This window comes from Embleya sp. NPDC056575 (assembly GCF_042793325.1).
Classification (GTDB): domain Bacteria; phylum Actinomycetota; class Actinomycetes; order Streptomycetales; family Streptomycetaceae; genus Embleya.
This window is the reverse complement of sequence record NZ_JBHTVA010000031.1, coordinates 38564-54973: the sequence shown is the minus strand read 5'-3', so window position 1 is coordinate 54973 and position 16410 is coordinate 38564. Positions and strand designations below refer to the sequence as shown.

The following is a 16410-nucleotide window of genomic DNA, read 5'->3' as shown; positions in this document are numbered from 1 at the left end:
CGTCCGCGAGCGGCCTCAGCCGGCCAGGTTCTTCTCCAGGTCGCCCAGGATCGAGTTCGCCGCGACCACGCCGAGGCCGAGGTACCAGGTCTCGTCGGGGACCGTGACGGCCTTGCCCTTCTCCACCGCGCCGAGCTTCTTCCACAGCGGGTTGTCGGTGACCCTGCCCTGCGCGGTCTTGTCCGCCGGGCCGTAGGTGCCGACGAAGATCCGGTCGGCGTCCGCCTCGGTGATCCGCTCCTCGGACAGCTCCACCGCCAGGTCGTCGATGTTCTGGTTGGCCGGGCGCGGCAGGCCGACGTCCTGGAGCACCGTGCCGATCAGCGACTTGTTCGCGTACAGGCGGATCTTGCCCGGCATGAACCGCACCATCGAGATGGTCGGCTTGTTCGGACCCAGCTTCTCGCCGAGCGCCTTGGCCCGGGCCTGGTAGGCGTCCAGCTGCTGCTTCGCCTCGGCGGTCTTGTCCAGGGCCGCGGCGTTGAGCAGGAAGTTCTCCTTCCAGGTGTAGCCGGGGCGCACCGAGAACACGGTCGGCGCGATCTTGGCCAGCGTGGCGTACTGCTGTTCCGCGCGCAGCTTGCTGCCCAGGATCAGGTCGGGCTTCAGGTTCTCGATCGCCTCGAGGTTGAGGCTGTTGATCGTGCCGACCTTGGCCGGCTTGCCGGCCTTGCCCTCCAGGTAGGCGGGCAGTTCCTGGGAGCCGTCGGTGAACGCGACACCGACCGGCTGCACACCGAGCGCGGCGACATTGTCCAACTCGCCGGTGTCCAGCACGACGACCCGCTTCGGCCGCTCCTTCAGCACCACGTCGCCCATCGCGGTCCGGATGGTGCGCGGGTACTGTCCCGGCGCCGCGTCGGTGCCCAGGCCCGTGGTGACCTGACCGGCGTTGCCGAACTCCTTGCCGCCGGCGGCGACGGCGGGCTTGCCGCCCTTGTTCGCGTCGGACGAGTCCGAGCTGCCGCAGGCCCCGGTGAGCAGGGCGGCGGACAGGGTCACGGCGACGGCGGCGATCCGGCGGCGGGGTATCGGCATGGGTGCTGGTTCCTTGGCGCGTGGGGGACGCGGGCCGAGCGCCGCGGTGCGGCGGCGATCGACCCACCTGTGTTCAGGTAAGGCTTACCTTTCCTCACCCTAGAGGATGGTTGGCGCGGAACCGCCATCAGGGGTGAGAACGGGCATCCGGAACACGCGGTCGCATCCGTTGACGTGCGCTCGGTGAGGGCGCGAGACTCGGACGTCCGGGGAGGTGGGGACCGTGGCAATCACCGAGCGGACCGGACCGCCGGACTTCGAGGCGATCCGCCACGCGGAATACGGCTACCTCGACGACCAGGGCCTGGTCTACCTCGACCACACCGGCGCCGGTCTGGCCGCACGCCGCCAGTGGCGGGCGCACGCCGCACGCATGGCGGGCCGTACCTACGGCAATCCGCACTCCGAACACCCGGCGTCGGTCGCCGCCACGGAGCTGGTCGAGCACACCCGCCGGGCGATCCTGGCGCACTTCAACGCCGATCCGGACCGCTACGCGGCGGTGTTCACCACCAACGCCACCGGCGCCTGCCGACTGGTCGGCGAGGCCTACCCGTTCCGGCGCGGCACCCGCTTCCTGTTGCCGATCGACAACCACAACTCGGTGAACGGGATCCGCGAGTACGCCCGCGCCCGCGGCGCCCGCACCGAGTACATCGGCCTGTCCGGGCCCGAACTGCGCCTGGACGGCGAACGATTACGCGCCACGCTGGCCCGCCGCCGGGGCCTGTTCGCGTTCCCCGCGCAGAGCAACTTCACCGGCGTACGCCACCCCCTGGAGTGGATCGACGTCGCCCACGAGCACGGCTGGGACGTACTGCTCGACGCGGCCGCGTACGTGCCCACCAACGTGCTCGATCTGGCCGTCGTGCAACCGGAGTTCGTCGCGGTCAGCTGGTACAAGGTGTTCGGCTACCCGACCGGCGTGGGCGCGCTGATCGCCCGTCGGGACGCGCTGGCCCGACTGCGTCGGCCGTGGTTCGCCGGCGGCACGATCGAGGCGGTCAGCGCCCAGGGCGGCTGGCATCGGATGGCCGACGACGAGTCCGCGTACGAGGACGGCACGCTCAACTTCCTGGCCGTTCCCGACGTCGCGCAGGGCCTGGCCTGGGTCGAGGAGGTGGGCGTGACGGCCATCCACGAGCGGGTCGCCGCGTTGACCGCGCATCTCCTCGCCGGGTTGGCCGGGTTGCGCCATCACGGCGGCGAACCGCTGGTGCGGGTGTACGGGCCGGGCACGACGGACGAACGGGGTGCGACGGTGGCGCTCAACGTCCTGGACGCCGCCGGGCGGGTGGTCGACGAGCGGGTCGTGGCGCGTGACACCGCCGCCGCCCGGATCTGCGTGCGCACCGGCTGCTTCTGCAATCCCGGCGCGGGTGAGGCGGCGTTCGCGATCGGCCGACGCACGCTGCGCGGCGCGGTGTTGCGCACCGCCGCGTCCGGCGGCACCCTCGACGACTATCTGACCCGGCTCGGTCTGCCCTCGGGCGGCGCGGTCCGGGTCTCGCTCGGCCTGCCGTCCACCCGCGCCGACGTGGACGCCTTCCTCGACTTCCTGGTCCGCACCTACCGCGACCGGCCGGTCGACCCGAACGGACTGGCCCCGCGGCTGCGCTGCTGACCGCGCCCGCGCGGGCTCACCGCCCGGCCCGGGGGCAGCGGCGGGCCAGCACGACGCAGGTCGCGGCGACGAACAGCGCGGCGCAGCCCGCGAGTACCGCCCAGCCGAGCAGCGGCGAGTGCTCGAAGCTGTCCCCGTACGAGGCCAACAGTGGCGGCCCGAGCGGGGAACGGCTGTGCGCCCAGCGGCCGGACAGGTCCAGGTCGCTGCCCAGCGCCTCGAACGCCCACCGGTTGGTCATCGCGTAGCTGAGCGTGTGTCCGATCGTGGGCATCCGGGGCACCGGGACGAACGCGCCGGAGAAGAGCACCTGGGGAAAGCACAGCAGCGGCAACATCAGCGTGGCCTGGCCCACTTCGGTCACCGCGGCGGAGGTGAGCAGTCCGAGCGCGAGCGCGGCGGCGGAGGCGAGCAGCAGCGTGACCAGGAGGGATCCGTACACGCTCCAGGACGCGGCGGGCAGCCGGTTCATCCCGCGCAGCACGGCGAGCAGCAGTACGTCGGCCGACACCAGGATCGGCAACAGCACGGTGAACTTGGCCGCGAGGTACGGCCCGATCCGCAGTACGGTCAGCCGTTCTCGGCGCACGATCGGCAGTTCCACGCAGATCTGCAACAGCCCGTAGGTCAGCCCGAAGAAGAAGCCGCCGAACGCGATCCAGAACAGGATCATCGCCGCTCCGGACGGACTCGGCGCGAGCGGGTCGAAGGCGCCGGGGCGAAAGAGCATCGCGAACATGGCCACGATCACCAGCGGCGAGCCGATCAGCATCGCGGCGGTCAGCCGGTCCCGGGTGATCAGTTCGAGATCGCGGCGGGCCAGGATCGACCATTGGCGCAGCGGGTGATCGGCTTTTCCGGCGCCACGGGCCGGACTCGGCCCGCGGACGCCCGGGGGTTTCCGGGCGGCGGGACGTGGCTCGAACGCGCGATCGGATGTGGGCATCGACCCGCCGACCGGGCCCGACCTGCCTCCCGTTCCGGCTGTTCGCTCCAATTCGGGTTCCAGGGCACCCAGTTCGGGTTCGAGTAACAGTTCCGGCTCACGATCCGCGTCCACGCTCGCGCCCCGGGACGCCACCGCGGCGTACACGTCGGCCTCGGTCGCCACGCCGAAGTGCGCGCACATCGCCCGGGGATCGCCGACGTAGGCGAGCCGTCCGTCGGGCGCCAGGAACGCCACCCGGTCGCAGCGGGCCAAGTCGGCCGGGGCGTGTGTGGTGAGCACGACGGTGGTACCCGCGCGGGCCAACTCGTGCAGCAGGGCCATCAGTTCGGCCGCGGCGGCCGGGTCCAGGCCGGACGTCGGCTCGTCCAGGAACAACACCCTGGGCCGGGTCAGCAACTCCACCGCGATGCTCGCCCGCTTGCGCTCGCCGCCGCTGAGCGTGCCCACCCGCTGATCCGCGCGCGCGGTCAGCCCGAGCGCGGCCAGGGTGCGCTCGACGGCGTCGGCCGGCCCCTCGTCGGCCGGTGCGCGCAGCGCCGCCGCGTAGCCCAGGCTGTGCGCCAACGGCAGCGCACGGTGCAGGATGTCGTCCTGCGGGACAAAGCCCAGGGCGCGCGCGTCGGGCCGCCCGCCGTCGTGCCGCACCTCGCCCGCACTCGGCGGCCGGATCCCGGCCAGGGTGTCCAGGAGCGTGGTCTTGCCCGACCCGCTGCCGCCCGCGATCGCCGACACCTCACCGGCCTCGGCGACCAGCGAGACGCCGCGAAGCACGGTTCGCCCGCCGACCGTGCGCTCCACGTCGCACGCCGCGACCCGTATCCCGTGCCCTGACATGAGCGCCCTCCGACGACTGCCCCCGAACCATCGACGGATCATGTATAGCCCGTGCGTCCGGCCCCGGACACCCCGCCGGGGACGATCGGTGTCGGGTCGCCGAGGTTCGTCGGCGCCGGGTCAGTCGTCGAGCAGCCGCATCCGGTGGGCCAGCGCGGCGGCCTCGCCGCGGGTGGACACCTCCAACTTGGCCAGGATGTTGGACACGTGCACACTCGCCGTCTTGACGCTGATGAACAGCGTCTCGGCGATCTGTCGGTTGCTCCGCCCGTCCACGAGCAGGCCCAGCACCTCCTGCTCACGGGGCGTCAGATCGCCCGCCTGGTGCGCCGGTCGGGCGGTCGGGCCCGCGCCGGCGCGGCCGAACGGTTCGAGTCGGGCCCGTCGGGCGAGCAGTTCGATACGTTCGCGCAGCGGCACGGTGCCCAGGCGCACCGCCGTCTCGTGGGCCCGGCCGAGCACCTCGGCGGCGGCCGCCCGTTCGCCGGCGGCCACGAGCGCGGCGCCGAGGTCGGCCTGTGCCTGCGCGGTGGGATAGGGCTGCGTGGTCGCCTCCCAGCCCGCCACCACCTCCCGCCACCGGTCCGCGGTGTCGGTGCCCTCGGCGCGGTCCAGGCACGCGGTCAGGGTGCGTGCCTGGGTGCGGTCCAGCGCGCAGTCCTGGGCCAGTGCCGCGCCCGCCGCCCGGATCCGCGCGAGGTCGGCCCGGATCGCCTCGGTCGGCTCGTCGTCGGCGTACGCACGTGCCGCCTCGATCAGCAGCGGGAAGGCGAACCGCTGGTTGCCCACGCCGAACCCGGCCCGCAGTTCCGCGTCCAGGATCTCGGCCACCTCGGCGCGCCGGCCCCGCGCCCGGGCCAGCGCGATCGCGGCGCCGGACTGCGGGATGCGGTGTTGCGCCTCCTGGTGCCTGCCGCGTGCGCTCTCGTGCGCGTGGGTCAGCGGGGCCGCCGCCCCGGCGATGTCGCCGCGGACCAGGTGGGTCATGGCCAGCATGCGTTCGGCGTGGCCGGTGGCGCAGCCGTCGGCGTTGTGCTCGCGGATGTCGTCCACCGTCCGGGCCACCTCGTCCCAGCGGCCGAGCGAGAACAGGCTCTCCGCGAGGTTGCCCAGGAGGAACGCGCCGGTGTTGCGGACCACCCCGCGTTCGCGGGACAGGTCGAGCGCTCGGTGGAGCGCGGCGACCGACTCCTCGTGGCGGCCGACACCCTCCAGGACGGAGGCCCAGTTGCCGAGCACGTAGATCAGCGTGTCCGGCTTGCCGCCCGTCGCCGCCTCCGCGACGCGGACCGCCTCGAGGCCGTACGCGAGCGCCTGCGTCTCGTCCGGCTCGCCGGACCCGGTCAGGAACCACGACAGCGCCTGGAGCGTGCCGGCGATCATGTCCTGGTCGTCGAGGCGGCGGGCTATCTCCAGGACCTGCCGGGCGATCCGCAGGGCCTCCCGGACGTGTCCCTCCAGGAAGTGGGCGCGGGCGCTTCGCAGGGCCACGCCCGCGTACTCGATCGAGTCGGGTCGGTCCTGCAACAGGCCTTCGGCGTGCTCCAGTTCGACCATGCCGGAGCCGCGGCCCAGCCGGCTCAGCGACTTCGCCCGCTGGGTCCACAGCAGCGCCGCCCGGAGCGGGTCGCGCTCTTCGTCGACGAGGTCCAACGCGTGGCGCAACAGGGCGAGTTCGCGATCGCCGGAGTTGTCGTAGCGGGCCGCGACGATGGCGCCGTCCAGAACCTGCGCGAGCGTGGTGCCGGTGGACTGCTCCGGGTCGGGGACCATGTCCCACATCGCGATCGCCCGCTCGTACAGTTCCCGGGCCTCGCCGAAGGCGTACCGGTCGGCGGCGGCGACCGCCGCGGTCAGGCTCGCGGGCAGCGCCTCGGCGGGGCGGCCGGCGGCGGTCCAGTAGCGGGCCCGGCGCTCCACGTGGTCGCGGTGCGGGGACAGTTCGCCGCGCTCCACCAGGGTGTCGTGGGCCCGGGCGAACGCCGCGTACATCCGGGTGCGCTCGCCGGGCAGCAGGTCGCCGAGTGCCGCCTCGCCGACGAGCGCGTGCCGGAAGGTGTAGCCCTCGCCGTCCGCGTCGGAGACCAGGACGTGCCCCGACACGGCCGCGCGCAGCGCCGTCTCCAGGGTGTCCGGGTCGAGACCGGCCACCTCGGCGAGCAGCCGGTGCTCCACGCCGATGCCGCCGACGGCGGCCAGCCGGACCACCCGGCGGGCCTGTTCGGGCAGTTGTTCGATGCGGATCAGGAGCAGGTCGCGGAGCGTGTCGGACAGGTCGGTGAGCCGCCCGTCGCGGATGCCGGCGGCCAGTTCCTCGACGAAGAACGCGTTGCCCTCGGAGCGTTCGAACACCTGCCGGGCGAGGGCGCGCGAGGGGGTCTCGCCGAGCAGGCCGGTGAGGTGCTTCTCCACCTGCGGCAGGGTGAGCCGGCCCAGTTCCACCCGGGCCACCGAGCGGATGCGTTCCAGCTCGGCGACCAGGCGGCGCATCGGGTGGCTGCGGTCCATCGCGTCCGCGCGCAGCGTGCCGACCAGCAGGATCCGTCCCCGACGCAGCGAGCGGACCAGGAACGCGAGCAGTTCGCGGGTGGCCGAGTCGGCCCAGTGCAGGTCCTCGAAGGCGATCACGAGGGTGCGGTCCTCGCCGGCGCGCTCCAGCAGGCGCAGCGCGGACTCGTACAGCCCGGCCCGCTCGGGGGCGGGGCCCACGACGGGTTCGGCGGCGAGTGTCGGCGAGATCCAGGCCAGCTCGCGGCGGCGGTCGCCGACCACGGCGTCGAAGCCGTCGCCGAGCGTGGTCGCCAGCGCCCGCAGGATGGCCGAGAACGGCGCGAACGGCAGGCCCTCGGCGCCCAGTTCGAGACAGGCCCCGACCGCGACCACGGTCGGCTGCGACCGATCGGCGGCACCGGCCAAAAACTCGTCCAACAACCGGGTCTTCCCGACCCCGGCCTCCCCGGTGAGCAATACGACCCGGGGCTCCCCGCCATCGGCCTCGCCGAGCGCCTCGACAAGTCGCCCCATCTCGGACTCACGACCAACGAACAGCGGCACCCCGACAAGAACAGTCACACAACGCAGCTTCCCACGCCCCGCGGGCCCTCGGGCCGGCGGATCCGTGCTGGGCGGAGGGCGGCGGGTGGTGTTGCGCCGGGTCAGGCGGTGGACCGGGTTCGGTGGAGCCATTCGGTGCGGGTGATGGTGTATTCGACCTCGCCGTGTTCGGAGCCCTCGATCGGCTCGGGCCAGTTGTCGAAGTATGTGCGTCGCAGGGTCAGGCCCAGCTTTTCCAGCACCCGTCGCGACGCCCGGTTCACGAACATCGTGTTCGCGGTCACCTCGCGCGGTCCCGGCTCGGCGAAACCCCGGTCGAGCAGCGCCCCCGCGCCCTCGGTCGCGTAGCCCAGCCCCCACGCGTCACGACGCAGGCGATATCCCAGCTCGACCACGTCGACACCGTCCTCGGCGAGCGGACGCAGCTCGAACCACCCCACGAACCGCCCGCCGTCCCGCTCCCGCGCGGCCCAGAAGCCCGGCCGCCCCCACGCCGGGTACACGTGCCGCAACCGAGGCAGGACCCGCTCGCGAACGACCTCGACCGACGTCGGCCGCCCGCCGTCGATGAAGCGCATGACCTCCGGATCGCCATCCAGCTCGACCAGATGCGTCAGGTCCGACTCGACGAACGCCCGCAACTCCAGCCGCGGCGTCTCCAAAAAGATCGACATCCCGCCATCCTGGCCGAAGCACCGGCGCCGAGCCGGCGAATTTACCCGGCCGGCGACCCCGGTGCCTGCTCGGTCGCCCGGCCCTCGTAGCATGGCCGGCGATCCTCTCGCCGCTGGGCGCTCATGGCGGGGCAATCTCCCCGGAAGGACCCGATCCATGGCCGCCGTCGCGACCCGGCTCCGCATCTCGTCCCGCCTCGCGCGCGCCGGCGGTATACGCGGCGGCCGCATATCCGGTGTGCGTGCCGGCGACCGGTGGGTCGCCGTCGGGTTCCTCCTGCTCGCCATCTGGCTCTACCACGACCTCTGGGCCGATCTCGATCACGCCTATCTGGCCTCCGCCGGCCAGGACCAGAACATGTGGGAGTGGTTCTTCGACGCCACCGCCGACGCGGTGCGCGACCTGCGCGATCCGCTGATCTCGGACCTGCAGAACCACCCGCTGGGCGTCAACATGATGGCCAACACGGCCATGCTCGGCCTCGGCGTGCCGCTGACCCCGGTCACCCTGCTGTTCGGCCCGACCAGCACGTGGGCCCTGGTGCTCACCGGCGGCCTGGCCGCGAGCGCGTTCGCCTGGTACCGGCTGTTCATCCGCCACCTCGTGCGCCATCGCGCCGCTGCGGTGGTCGCCGGCGGGTTCTGCGGGTTCGCGCCGCCGATCGTCGCGCACGGCAACGCGCATCCGAACTTCGTCGTGCTCTTCGTGATCCCGCCGATCATCGGCGTGGTGATCCGGCTGTGGCGCGACGAGCGGCCGGTGCGCAACGGCATCGTGCTCGGGCTGCTGATCGCGTTCCAGATCTTCATCGGCGAGGAACCCCTGGTCTTCGCCGCCACCGGCCTGGTGGTGTTCGGGTTCGTCTACGCACTGGCCCGCCCCGAGGCGGCCCGGGCGGCGGCCCGACCGCTGGGCACCGGACTGCTGATCGCCGCCGCCGTGTCGTTGGCGCTGGTGGCGTATCCACTGTGGGTGCAGTTCTTCGGGCCGCAGCACTATTCCTCGCTCGAACACGAGTCCGGCAACGACCTGGCCGCGTTCACCGCGTACGCGAGCGATTCCCTCGCCGGCGACCGGAGCAGCGCGGCGGCGTTGTCCGAGGGCCCGACCGAGGAGAACGCCTTCTTCGGCTGGCCGCTGATGATCCTCACCGGATTCCTCGTCGTCTGGCTGCGCCGCGAGGTTGTCGCCCGGGCGGCGACGATCACCGCCCTGGTCGCGGCGCTGCTCTCGCTCGGCCTGCGGATCGTGGTCGACCACGACAAGACCGGCATCCCTGGACCGTGGCAGCTGGTGAACAAGCTGCCCCTGTTCGAATCGATCCTGGAATCCCGGTACGCGATGGTCTGCGTCCCCGCGATCGCGGTCCTGCTGGCGATGGCCACCGACCGGGTACTGGCCTCGGTCCGGGATCGACCCGTCGCCGAGCGCGAGTTGCCGGTACGGCTGATCTGGGCCGGCGTGCTGACCATGGCCCTGCTGCCGATCGCGCCCACCCCGCTGGACGTCGTCGACCGCCGCCCGGTACCGGCCTTCTTCGCCGACGGACGGTGGCGCCCGTACGTGGACCACGGGTCGGTGGTCGTGGTGCCGCTGCCGAGCGTGGTCGAGGCGTCCGCGCTGCACTGGCAGAGCGTGGCGGACCTGGGCTTCCCGCTCGCGGAGGGCTACTTCGTCGGCCCGTGGGGCCCCGACCGGGTGGGTGTGTACGGCGCCGACTACAGCCCGACCTCGGCGCTGCTCGGTCGGGTCGCGTCCGACGGCAAGGTCCCCGAGATCACCGACGACCAGCGCCGCGAGGCCCGCGAGGACCTGACCCGCTGGCGCGCCGACGTGGTCGTACTGCCCCGGCACCCGCACGGCGTGGAGCTGGCCGGCACCCTGACCGCGCTGCTCGGTCCGGGTCAACGGGTCGCCGACGTGCAGGTATGGGACGTGCGACCGCTCGTGGCGGCGGCCCGGGCCGGATAGGCCGGGGCCCGAACCGGCCCGAAGCCGGGCACCGGATCAGCGGTATCCGGCCGCGATCTCGGCGAAGTACGCCGTCGCGAGCCGCGGAATCCGCGCTTCGCACAGCGAAGAAAAGGTCCAGGGTGAGCGCGCCCGGCACCGCCGACCGCCCGAATCCGGGCGCGGTTCGCCGCTTCGGGGCGCACGCAGGGCCTAGGCTGCCGGACGTGCGTTCCGATCTGGTGTGGTTTGTCGCGTACGGGTCCAACATGCACGCCGCCCGCCTCGACTGTTACCTGCGCGGCGGCCGGCCCCCCGGCGGTGTCCGGGACTATCCGGGATGCCGGGACCCGGCCGCGCCGCGCGCGACGCGGCCGGTGGTGCTGCCGGGCCGGATGTACTTCGCCCTCGAGTCGAAGGTATGGACCGGCGGACTCGCCCTGTACGACCCGCTGGACCCGGGTCGCACACCCGGCCGGGCATACCTGCTGACCCTCGGGCAGTTCGCCGACCTCGCCGCACAGGAGATGCACCGCGCCCCCGGGCGCGACCTGGACCTCGGCGACTTGGCGGCCACCGGGCGGATGACCCTCGGCCCGGGCCGCTACGAGACGGTGGTCCGCGTCGGTATGGCCGACGGCCTGCCGATACTCACGCTGACCACGCCGTCCCGCAGCGCCGACATGCCGTGGAACGCCCCCGCCGCCGCGTATCTGCACCACCTGAGCGCCGGTCTCGGCGAGGCGCACGGCTGGTCCCGCCGGCGCGCCGCCCGCTACCTCGCCGGCTGCCCGGGCGCGGCCGGCACCTGGACCGAGGACACGATCGCCGAACTGCCCAGCCCGCCGGACCCGCCCGGCCCGCCGAGTTGACCGCCCCTCAGCGATAGTCCGGATTCTCGAAGTCGTACCGGCACCCGGCGTCCCACCCCGCCCGCTGGTTGCCGTACGCCGGCACCCCGCCCGCGTCCTTGAGCAGCCGGGCCAGGTGCAGCAGATTCCAGGTCATGAAGGTGGTGTTGCGGTTGGTGAAGTCGTTGTCCGGACCGCCCGACCCGGGATCCAGATACGACGGCCCCGGCCCGGCCTCGCCCATCCACCCCGCGTCCGCCTGTGGCGGGATGGTGTAGCCGAGGTGCTGAAGGCTGTACAGCACGTTCATCGCGCAGTGTTTGACGCCGTCCTCGTTCCCGGTGATCAGACACCCGCCGACCCGCCCGTAATAGGCGTACTGCCCGGCCTCGTTGAGCAGGCTGGAACACGCGTACAGCCGCTCCACCACCCGCTTGAGCACCGAACTGTTGTCGCCGAGCCAGATCGGCCCGGCCAGGACCAGGATGTCCGCGTCCATCACCCGCTCGTACAACTCCGGCCACTCGTCGCTCGGCCACCCGCGCTCGCGCATGTTCGGCCAGACCCCGGTGGCGATCTCGTGGTCCACCGCCCGGAACTCGTCGACCGCGACCCCGTGTCGGGTCATGATGCCGCGGCTGATGTCCACCAGGCCCTGGGTGTTGCTGGTCTCCGGGGAACGTTTGAGGGTGCAGTTCACGAACAGCGCTCGCAGGTCGTCGTAGCGCGCGGGCGGTGGTCCGAAGTCGGGCATCGAAGGCTCCTCTTGTCTCTTGTCTCGACGGCGGTGAACCGCGGTGACGCGGGGCCGGTGCGGCGGACGACCGAGGACGTCCCGGCGCCGGCCTCTCGCATCCGATCACCCCGGGGCGGTACATTCCCCCGCACCTCGCCCACCGCCGCGCCCCGTCCCACCCGCTCGGCGCAACACCGGCGCCCGTCGGCCCACTCCCCGCCCGCGGTCCCGATCCGGCATCATCCCCCGCGATGTCCACGGATCGGTTGATCACCGCGAGCCGGTGGTCTTGGATGGCCGTGTATCGCGCGTGTATGGCGCGTATCGCATCGGTGACTCGGGGGTTATGGCATGACGACCGATTTCGACTCGATACTCAATCCGGGGCTGCCCCGGGTGAAAATGGACGGCAGTGCGTTCGCCGCCACGAACAGGCCCGACCCGCGCCCGGGTTGCGCACCGCAGGCACCCGACGTACATGTCGAGCCCGGCACCCTGGACACCGCCGCCGGCCGACTTCGGGAGATCGCGGGGGACTTCCGCACCACCGGCCTCAAGGGCGTCACCGCACTCGAACCGGTGACCAAGGCGCTCGGCGGCTTCGACCTGGCCAAGGCGGTGGACGCCGCGCACACCGCGTGGCACGACCGCACCATCGCGGTCGCCGACACCCTTGCCGGCCGGGCCGGGAACCTGAACAGCGCGGCGACCACATGGCGCGACACCGAGGGATCCGTCTGCACGACCTTCGGGGGCTGACGTGGTCGATTTCATCCACCTGCGCGACGTCGACCTGGGCACGCTCGTCACCGCGGCCGAGGTGTGGGCCACGCTGCCCGACCGCATGCACACCCAGCACGGGGACGTGGACCGCGACGTGGTCTCCCCGCTCGCCGGCGGCGCCTGGAAGGGTGCCGAGGCCACCGCCGCCATCGGCGAACTCCGGGCCATGTCCGGCCAGATGGAGGACGCGCACACCGAGGCGGCGGCGCTGCGCACGGTACTGCTCGACGCGGCGAGCGACCTGAAGACCGCCAAGGAGCACCTGACCAGGGCGATCGCCGACGCGGCCGACCAGAAGTTGACCGTGGACGACAGCGGCGGCGTGCACTGGACCGCGCCGTCGTACGCCCGCAACCTGCCCCCGGACGACTACGACGCGGTGACCAAGCCGCTCAAGGAGGCGGCGCAGGGCATCGCGGACCGGATCGGCAGGGCGCTGACCGAGGCCACCGCCGCCGACCAGCGCGCCGCCTTCGCGCTGGACGCGGACACGCGCGGCGGCGATCCGAAGAAGTTCAACGGCAGGGCGGTCGGCGCGGGCCCGGCCCAGGACGCGCGCCGCGCGACCGACCTGGCCGATCGGCTGATGATGCTCAGCCCGGCCGAGCGCGGCGAACTGCGCAACCTGCTCGCCGCCAACGCCGACGACCCGGCGTTCGGTACCCCGTTCCTGAACCAACAGGGCCCGCGCGGCACGCTCTGGCTGGCGGGGATGATCGCCAAGCTGGGCGGCGGCGACGCGCCCAAGGGCTTACAGGAGGACCTGAAGGCGATCCAGGCCGACCTCGGTCGGGTGCTGGCCGCCGGTACCGGAAAGGGCCCCGGGCCACACGTCGATCGGGCGTGGGTCGACGAACTCATGCGGGCCGGCCGGGAGAAGACCGACATCGGGCTGTATTCGTTTCGGCCCTACGGATATCAACTCCTGGGCACCCTGCTCGACACCGGGCATCAGGACACCGATTTCCTGCGCCTGATCGGCCAGGACATGCGCGCCATGGAGCGGGACGATCCCGCCGTATGGATGAAGAACACGCCGTCGGGCGCGATGTACAACGGGTTCCGACTCGACATCGCCGACGGACACGGGGCGGGGCTGGACCCGATGACCGGCCTGATGGCCGCCTTCGGCAACAACCCCGAGGCGTCGAAGGAGTTCTTCGACCCCGCCAAGCACCCCGGCGAGGTCGGCTACATGCTCGAGCGGCACTGGTTGCCGGACTGGGCCGGCCCGGGCCCGATCCCGGAGGGGTACAACCCGCCCGGACTCGACCGGTTGGGCGGGGCGTTGGAGGCCGCCTCGACCGGACAGACGCCCGGCGGCGGCTACGGACTGCCCGGCGGCCCGCATCCCCCGCACGACGAGACGATGCGGCAGATCATGCGGGACACGGTTGCCACACTCGGCGGCGACGACGGCCTGCGCGGCAAGTTCGCGGCCAACCTGCGGGACAGCGTCGGCAACATGGTGGCGTCGTACATGGGCGACGGCGTGTACGACCAACTGGTCGCCAAGGACGGGCAGAACGGGGCGATGTTCCACGACCGGGACCTGATGCGGGTGATCACCGGCGCGGGCAACGACCCCGAGGCGTTCGCGGTGATGCACGGTGCTACCGTCGAACACGCCGCCGGCGTGCTGGCCGCACACCCGGTGGTCAAGGCGCCGGGGGCACTGCCGGCGATGGACGTCGAGGCCCGGCAGGCGTTCAACGCGCTGGGCACGATGGACGGTCTGCGCGACGAGTCGATCGTGGCGGCGCGCGAGGCGGGGGTCACCGAGGCGACCTGGAACCGCAAGTACCAGACCCTCGCGAGTGCGCAGATCCTGAGCTACATCCCGCACGTCGGTGTTCCCGCCGGCCGGATGATGGACATCTACACGGCCCACGCCCTGGCCGCCGACACCGCCGCCCTCGAACACGGCTCCGGGCTCAGCCGGACCGAGAACTACTGGAGTGGCTGGTCGAGTTCGCAGGCGATGGCGGAGGAGTACGCGCGGGCGAACACCACCAGTCCGGAGGAGATCGCCGACCTGGCCGAGGACCGCCGGGCCCAGGCGATGGACACCGCCGCGCGGCGACTGGCCCGCAAGTAGCACGATCGAGCCCGCCGCCCACCCCCCGGGCGGCGGGCTCACCCGGATCCGGCGACGGCCCCGGCCGGTGAGGCGGGCGATCCGGGCGGCACGAGCCTGCCGCTCGTACCGTCGACGCGCACATGGGGGCGCTCCCAGGGACGGTCGGCCGCCAGGTGCGCGGCCTCGGCGGTGCGCCACAACCGCCAGAACCAGGCGAGCCCGGGCCCGTCGCGCTCCAGCGTGCGGGCGGCGGCGGCCTCGGCCGGGGTGTCGACCAGGACGCGCAGCGCGGTGACCGTACCGAGTTCCCGGCGGGCCGCGCCGACGCCCTCCAGGATCACCACCGGGGCGGCCGGTATCTCCCGGTAGCCGCCGATCCGGTAGGCGGGCCAGTCGTAGATGTCGCACCGCGCCGCCTCGTGCCGCGCCAGCGGCGTCAACAACTGCTCGCGCAACCGCGGCAGCCAGCCGAAGAAGTCGCCGGGCCGGGCGAAGTCGTCCAACCGCACCACGGGTGCGCCGGGCAGGTGCGCGGCGAGCGTGTCGGCGAACGTGGTCTTGCCCGAGCCGCCGATCCCGTCCACCACGATCAACCGGGTCCGGCCGACGGACGGCGGGAGCGCCACGACACACGCGGCCAACCGGACGGCCGTCGCGCACCGGCGCGGATCGAGCCGTTCGGGCCGTTCGGTGGGCATCGGCGCAGCCTACCCACCACCACGACCGGGCGCACCGGGGCCGGCGACCGCGCACCTCGCTCCAGTACATTTGTACTTGTACATCTGTACAACTCGGTGGGGAGGGCGCATGGCCTGGTTGTTCCTGGGGTTGGCGATCTCGTGTGAGGTGATCGCGACCAGTCTGCTCAAGAGCACGGACGGCTTCACCCGGTTGTGGCCGACGCTGGCGTGCCTGGGCGGCTATGCCGGCGCCTTCTATCTCCTGACGCTCTCGCTGCGCCAGTTGCAGGTGGGCACGGCGTACGCGATCTGGTCGGGGCTCGGGACGGTGGCGATCGCCCTGGTCGGCGCGGTGTTCCTGAACGAGCCGATGACGCTGCTCAAGGCGTTCGGGATGGCCCTGGTGATCGCGGGCGTCGTGGTGCTCAACCTGGGTGGTGCGCATTGACCGCGACCCGGGACCCGGAGGGCCGGCGGTTGCGGATCGTACGCGGCGCCGTCCAGGCCATCGCCGAGGTGGGTGTCGGCAACACCACGCACCGCCTGGTCGCGGCGCGGGCCGAGGTCCCGCTGGGGGCGACCACGTACTACTTCGCGTCGCTCGACGACCTGGTCGCCGCGGCACTGGCGTACGCGTCGGCGGAGACGGCGCGGATGGTGGAGGACTGGGCGGCGCGGATTCGGGGCAGCGACGACGTGCCCGGCGTGCTCACCACGCTCACCGCCGAATACCTCGCGGACCGACCTCGGGCGCTGGTCGAGTACGAGTTGTATCTGGCGGCGGCGCGCAGCCCCGAGTTGCGCGGTTTCGCGCGAGCGTGGGTCGAGGGGATCGGCGGCTTCCTGGCCGACCGGTTCGGACCGCCCGCCGCCGTGGCGGCGGTCACGCTCCTGGACGGCACGATGTTGCAGGTGCTGACCCTGGGCACGCCGCTGGACGAGGAGCAACTGCGCTGGTCCCTGGCACGCTGCCTGACGTCGTGAGCCGGACCCGGGTCCGCGCGGCGACGCTCGGGCGGGTCGTACGCATGCGGTAGGGTCGCGGTCAGCGAAGGGGAGTAGCCCCGCGAACCGGTCGTCGACATGCTGGAGCCCTCGGGTTCCCGGTGGCCGGGCCCGATCATCACGGGTGGGCGAGACCTTCGGCCAGGCAACG

At 72.6% G+C, this 16410-nt stretch carries 13 protein-coding genes; 7 read left to right on the top strand and 6 right to left on the bottom strand.

The features are described 5' to 3' along the window. Positions 1-15 precede the first annotated feature (15 nt). A complete protein-coding gene (locus tag ACFRCG_RS24505; protein ID WP_380034744.1) occupies positions 16-1038 on the bottom strand; it encodes an ABC transporter substrate-binding protein in 1023 nt (340 codons plus the stop codon). A 223-nt stretch (positions 1039-1261) separates the two neighbouring features. Here ACFRCG_RS24505 and ACFRCG_RS24500 point away from each other — a divergent pair, with 223 nt between their 5' ends. After that, positions 1262-2662, top strand: coding sequence for an aminotransferase class V-fold PLP-dependent enzyme (locus tag ACFRCG_RS24500; protein ID WP_380034741.1), 1401 nt, complete (start codon positions 1262-1264; stop codon positions 2660-2662). Between the two features lie 16 nt (positions 2663-2678). Here ACFRCG_RS24500 and ACFRCG_RS24495 read toward each other — a convergent pair whose 3' ends face one another. From ACFRCG_RS24495 to ACFRCG_RS24485, 3 genes are all read right to left on the bottom strand, one after another. Continuing rightward, positions 2679-4445 (bottom strand): ATP-binding cassette domain-containing protein, encoded by a 1767-nt coding sequence (locus ACFRCG_RS24495; protein WP_380034738.1) that lies wholly within the window; start codon positions 4443-4445, stop codon positions 2679-2681. Positions 4446-4565: 120 nt separating this feature from the next. Beyond that, a complete protein-coding gene (locus ACFRCG_RS24490) occupies positions 4566-7517 on the bottom strand; it encodes an AAA family ATPase (RefSeq protein WP_380034735.1) in 2952 nt (983 codons plus the stop codon). Positions 7518-7600: 83 nt separating this feature from the next. Then, a complete protein-coding gene (locus ACFRCG_RS24485) occupies positions 7601-8173 on the bottom strand; it encodes a GNAT family N-acetyltransferase (protein ID WP_380034732.1) in 573 nt (190 codons plus the stop codon). Between the two features lie 157 nt (positions 8174-8330). On the opposite strand from ACFRCG_RS24485, the gene ACFRCG_RS24480 reads away from it, so the two are divergent. Together ACFRCG_RS24480 and ACFRCG_RS24475 are read left to right on the top strand one after the other, a co-directional pair. Further along, a complete protein-coding gene (locus ACFRCG_RS24480; protein ID WP_380034730.1) occupies positions 8331-10145 on the top strand; it encodes a glycosyl transferase in 1815 nt (604 codons plus the stop codon). Between the two features lie 206 nt (positions 10146-10351). Continuing rightward, positions 10352-10996: a histone deacetylase gene (locus ACFRCG_RS24475; protein ID WP_380034727.1), complete on the top strand. Its 645-nt coding sequence runs from the start codon at positions 10352-10354 to the stop codon at positions 10994-10996. Positions 10997-11003: 7 nt separating this feature from the next. Here the strand turns inward: ACFRCG_RS24475 and ACFRCG_RS24470 are convergent, their stop codons facing one another. Next, entirely contained in the window at positions 11004-11729 is a 726-nt protein-coding gene (locus ACFRCG_RS24470; RefSeq protein WP_380034724.1) for a flavodoxin family protein, read from the bottom strand. 333 nt (positions 11730-12062) lie between these two features. Here ACFRCG_RS24470 and ACFRCG_RS24465 point away from each other — a divergent pair, with 333 nt between their 5' ends. Beyond that, complete coding sequence (locus tag ACFRCG_RS24465) at positions 12063-12470, top strand: WXG100 family type VII secretion target (RefSeq protein ID WP_380034721.1); 408 nt, start codon at positions 12063-12065, stop codon at positions 12468-12470. Position 12471: 1 nt separating this feature from the next. Further along, positions 12472-14592, top strand: coding sequence for a hypothetical protein (locus tag ACFRCG_RS24460; protein WP_380034718.1), 2121 nt, complete (start codon positions 12472-12474; stop codon positions 14590-14592). Between the two features lie 38 nt (positions 14593-14630). Here the strand turns inward: ACFRCG_RS24460 and ACFRCG_RS24455 are convergent, their stop codons facing one another. Further along, the gene (locus ACFRCG_RS24455; protein WP_380034715.1) at positions 14631-15272 is read right to left on the bottom strand and encodes a uridine kinase; all 642 of its coding nucleotides are present in this window, start codon (positions 15270-15272) and stop codon (positions 14631-14633) included. A gap of 109 nt (positions 15273-15381) precedes the next feature. Here ACFRCG_RS24455 and ACFRCG_RS24450 point away from each other — a divergent pair, with 109 nt between their 5' ends. Both ACFRCG_RS24450 and ACFRCG_RS24445 read left to right on the top strand, forming a co-directional pair. Further along, a complete protein-coding gene (locus ACFRCG_RS24450) occupies positions 15382-15702 on the top strand; it encodes a DMT family transporter (protein WP_380014501.1) in 321 nt (106 codons plus the stop codon). Beyond that, positions 15699-16238 (top strand): TetR/AcrR family transcriptional regulator, encoded by a 540-nt coding sequence (locus ACFRCG_RS24445; protein ID WP_380034712.1) that lies wholly within the window; start codon positions 15699-15701, stop codon positions 16236-16238. Before ACFRCG_RS24450 ends, ACFRCG_RS24445 begins: the two co-directional genes overlap by 4 nt. Positions 16239-16410 lie beyond the last annotated feature (172 nt).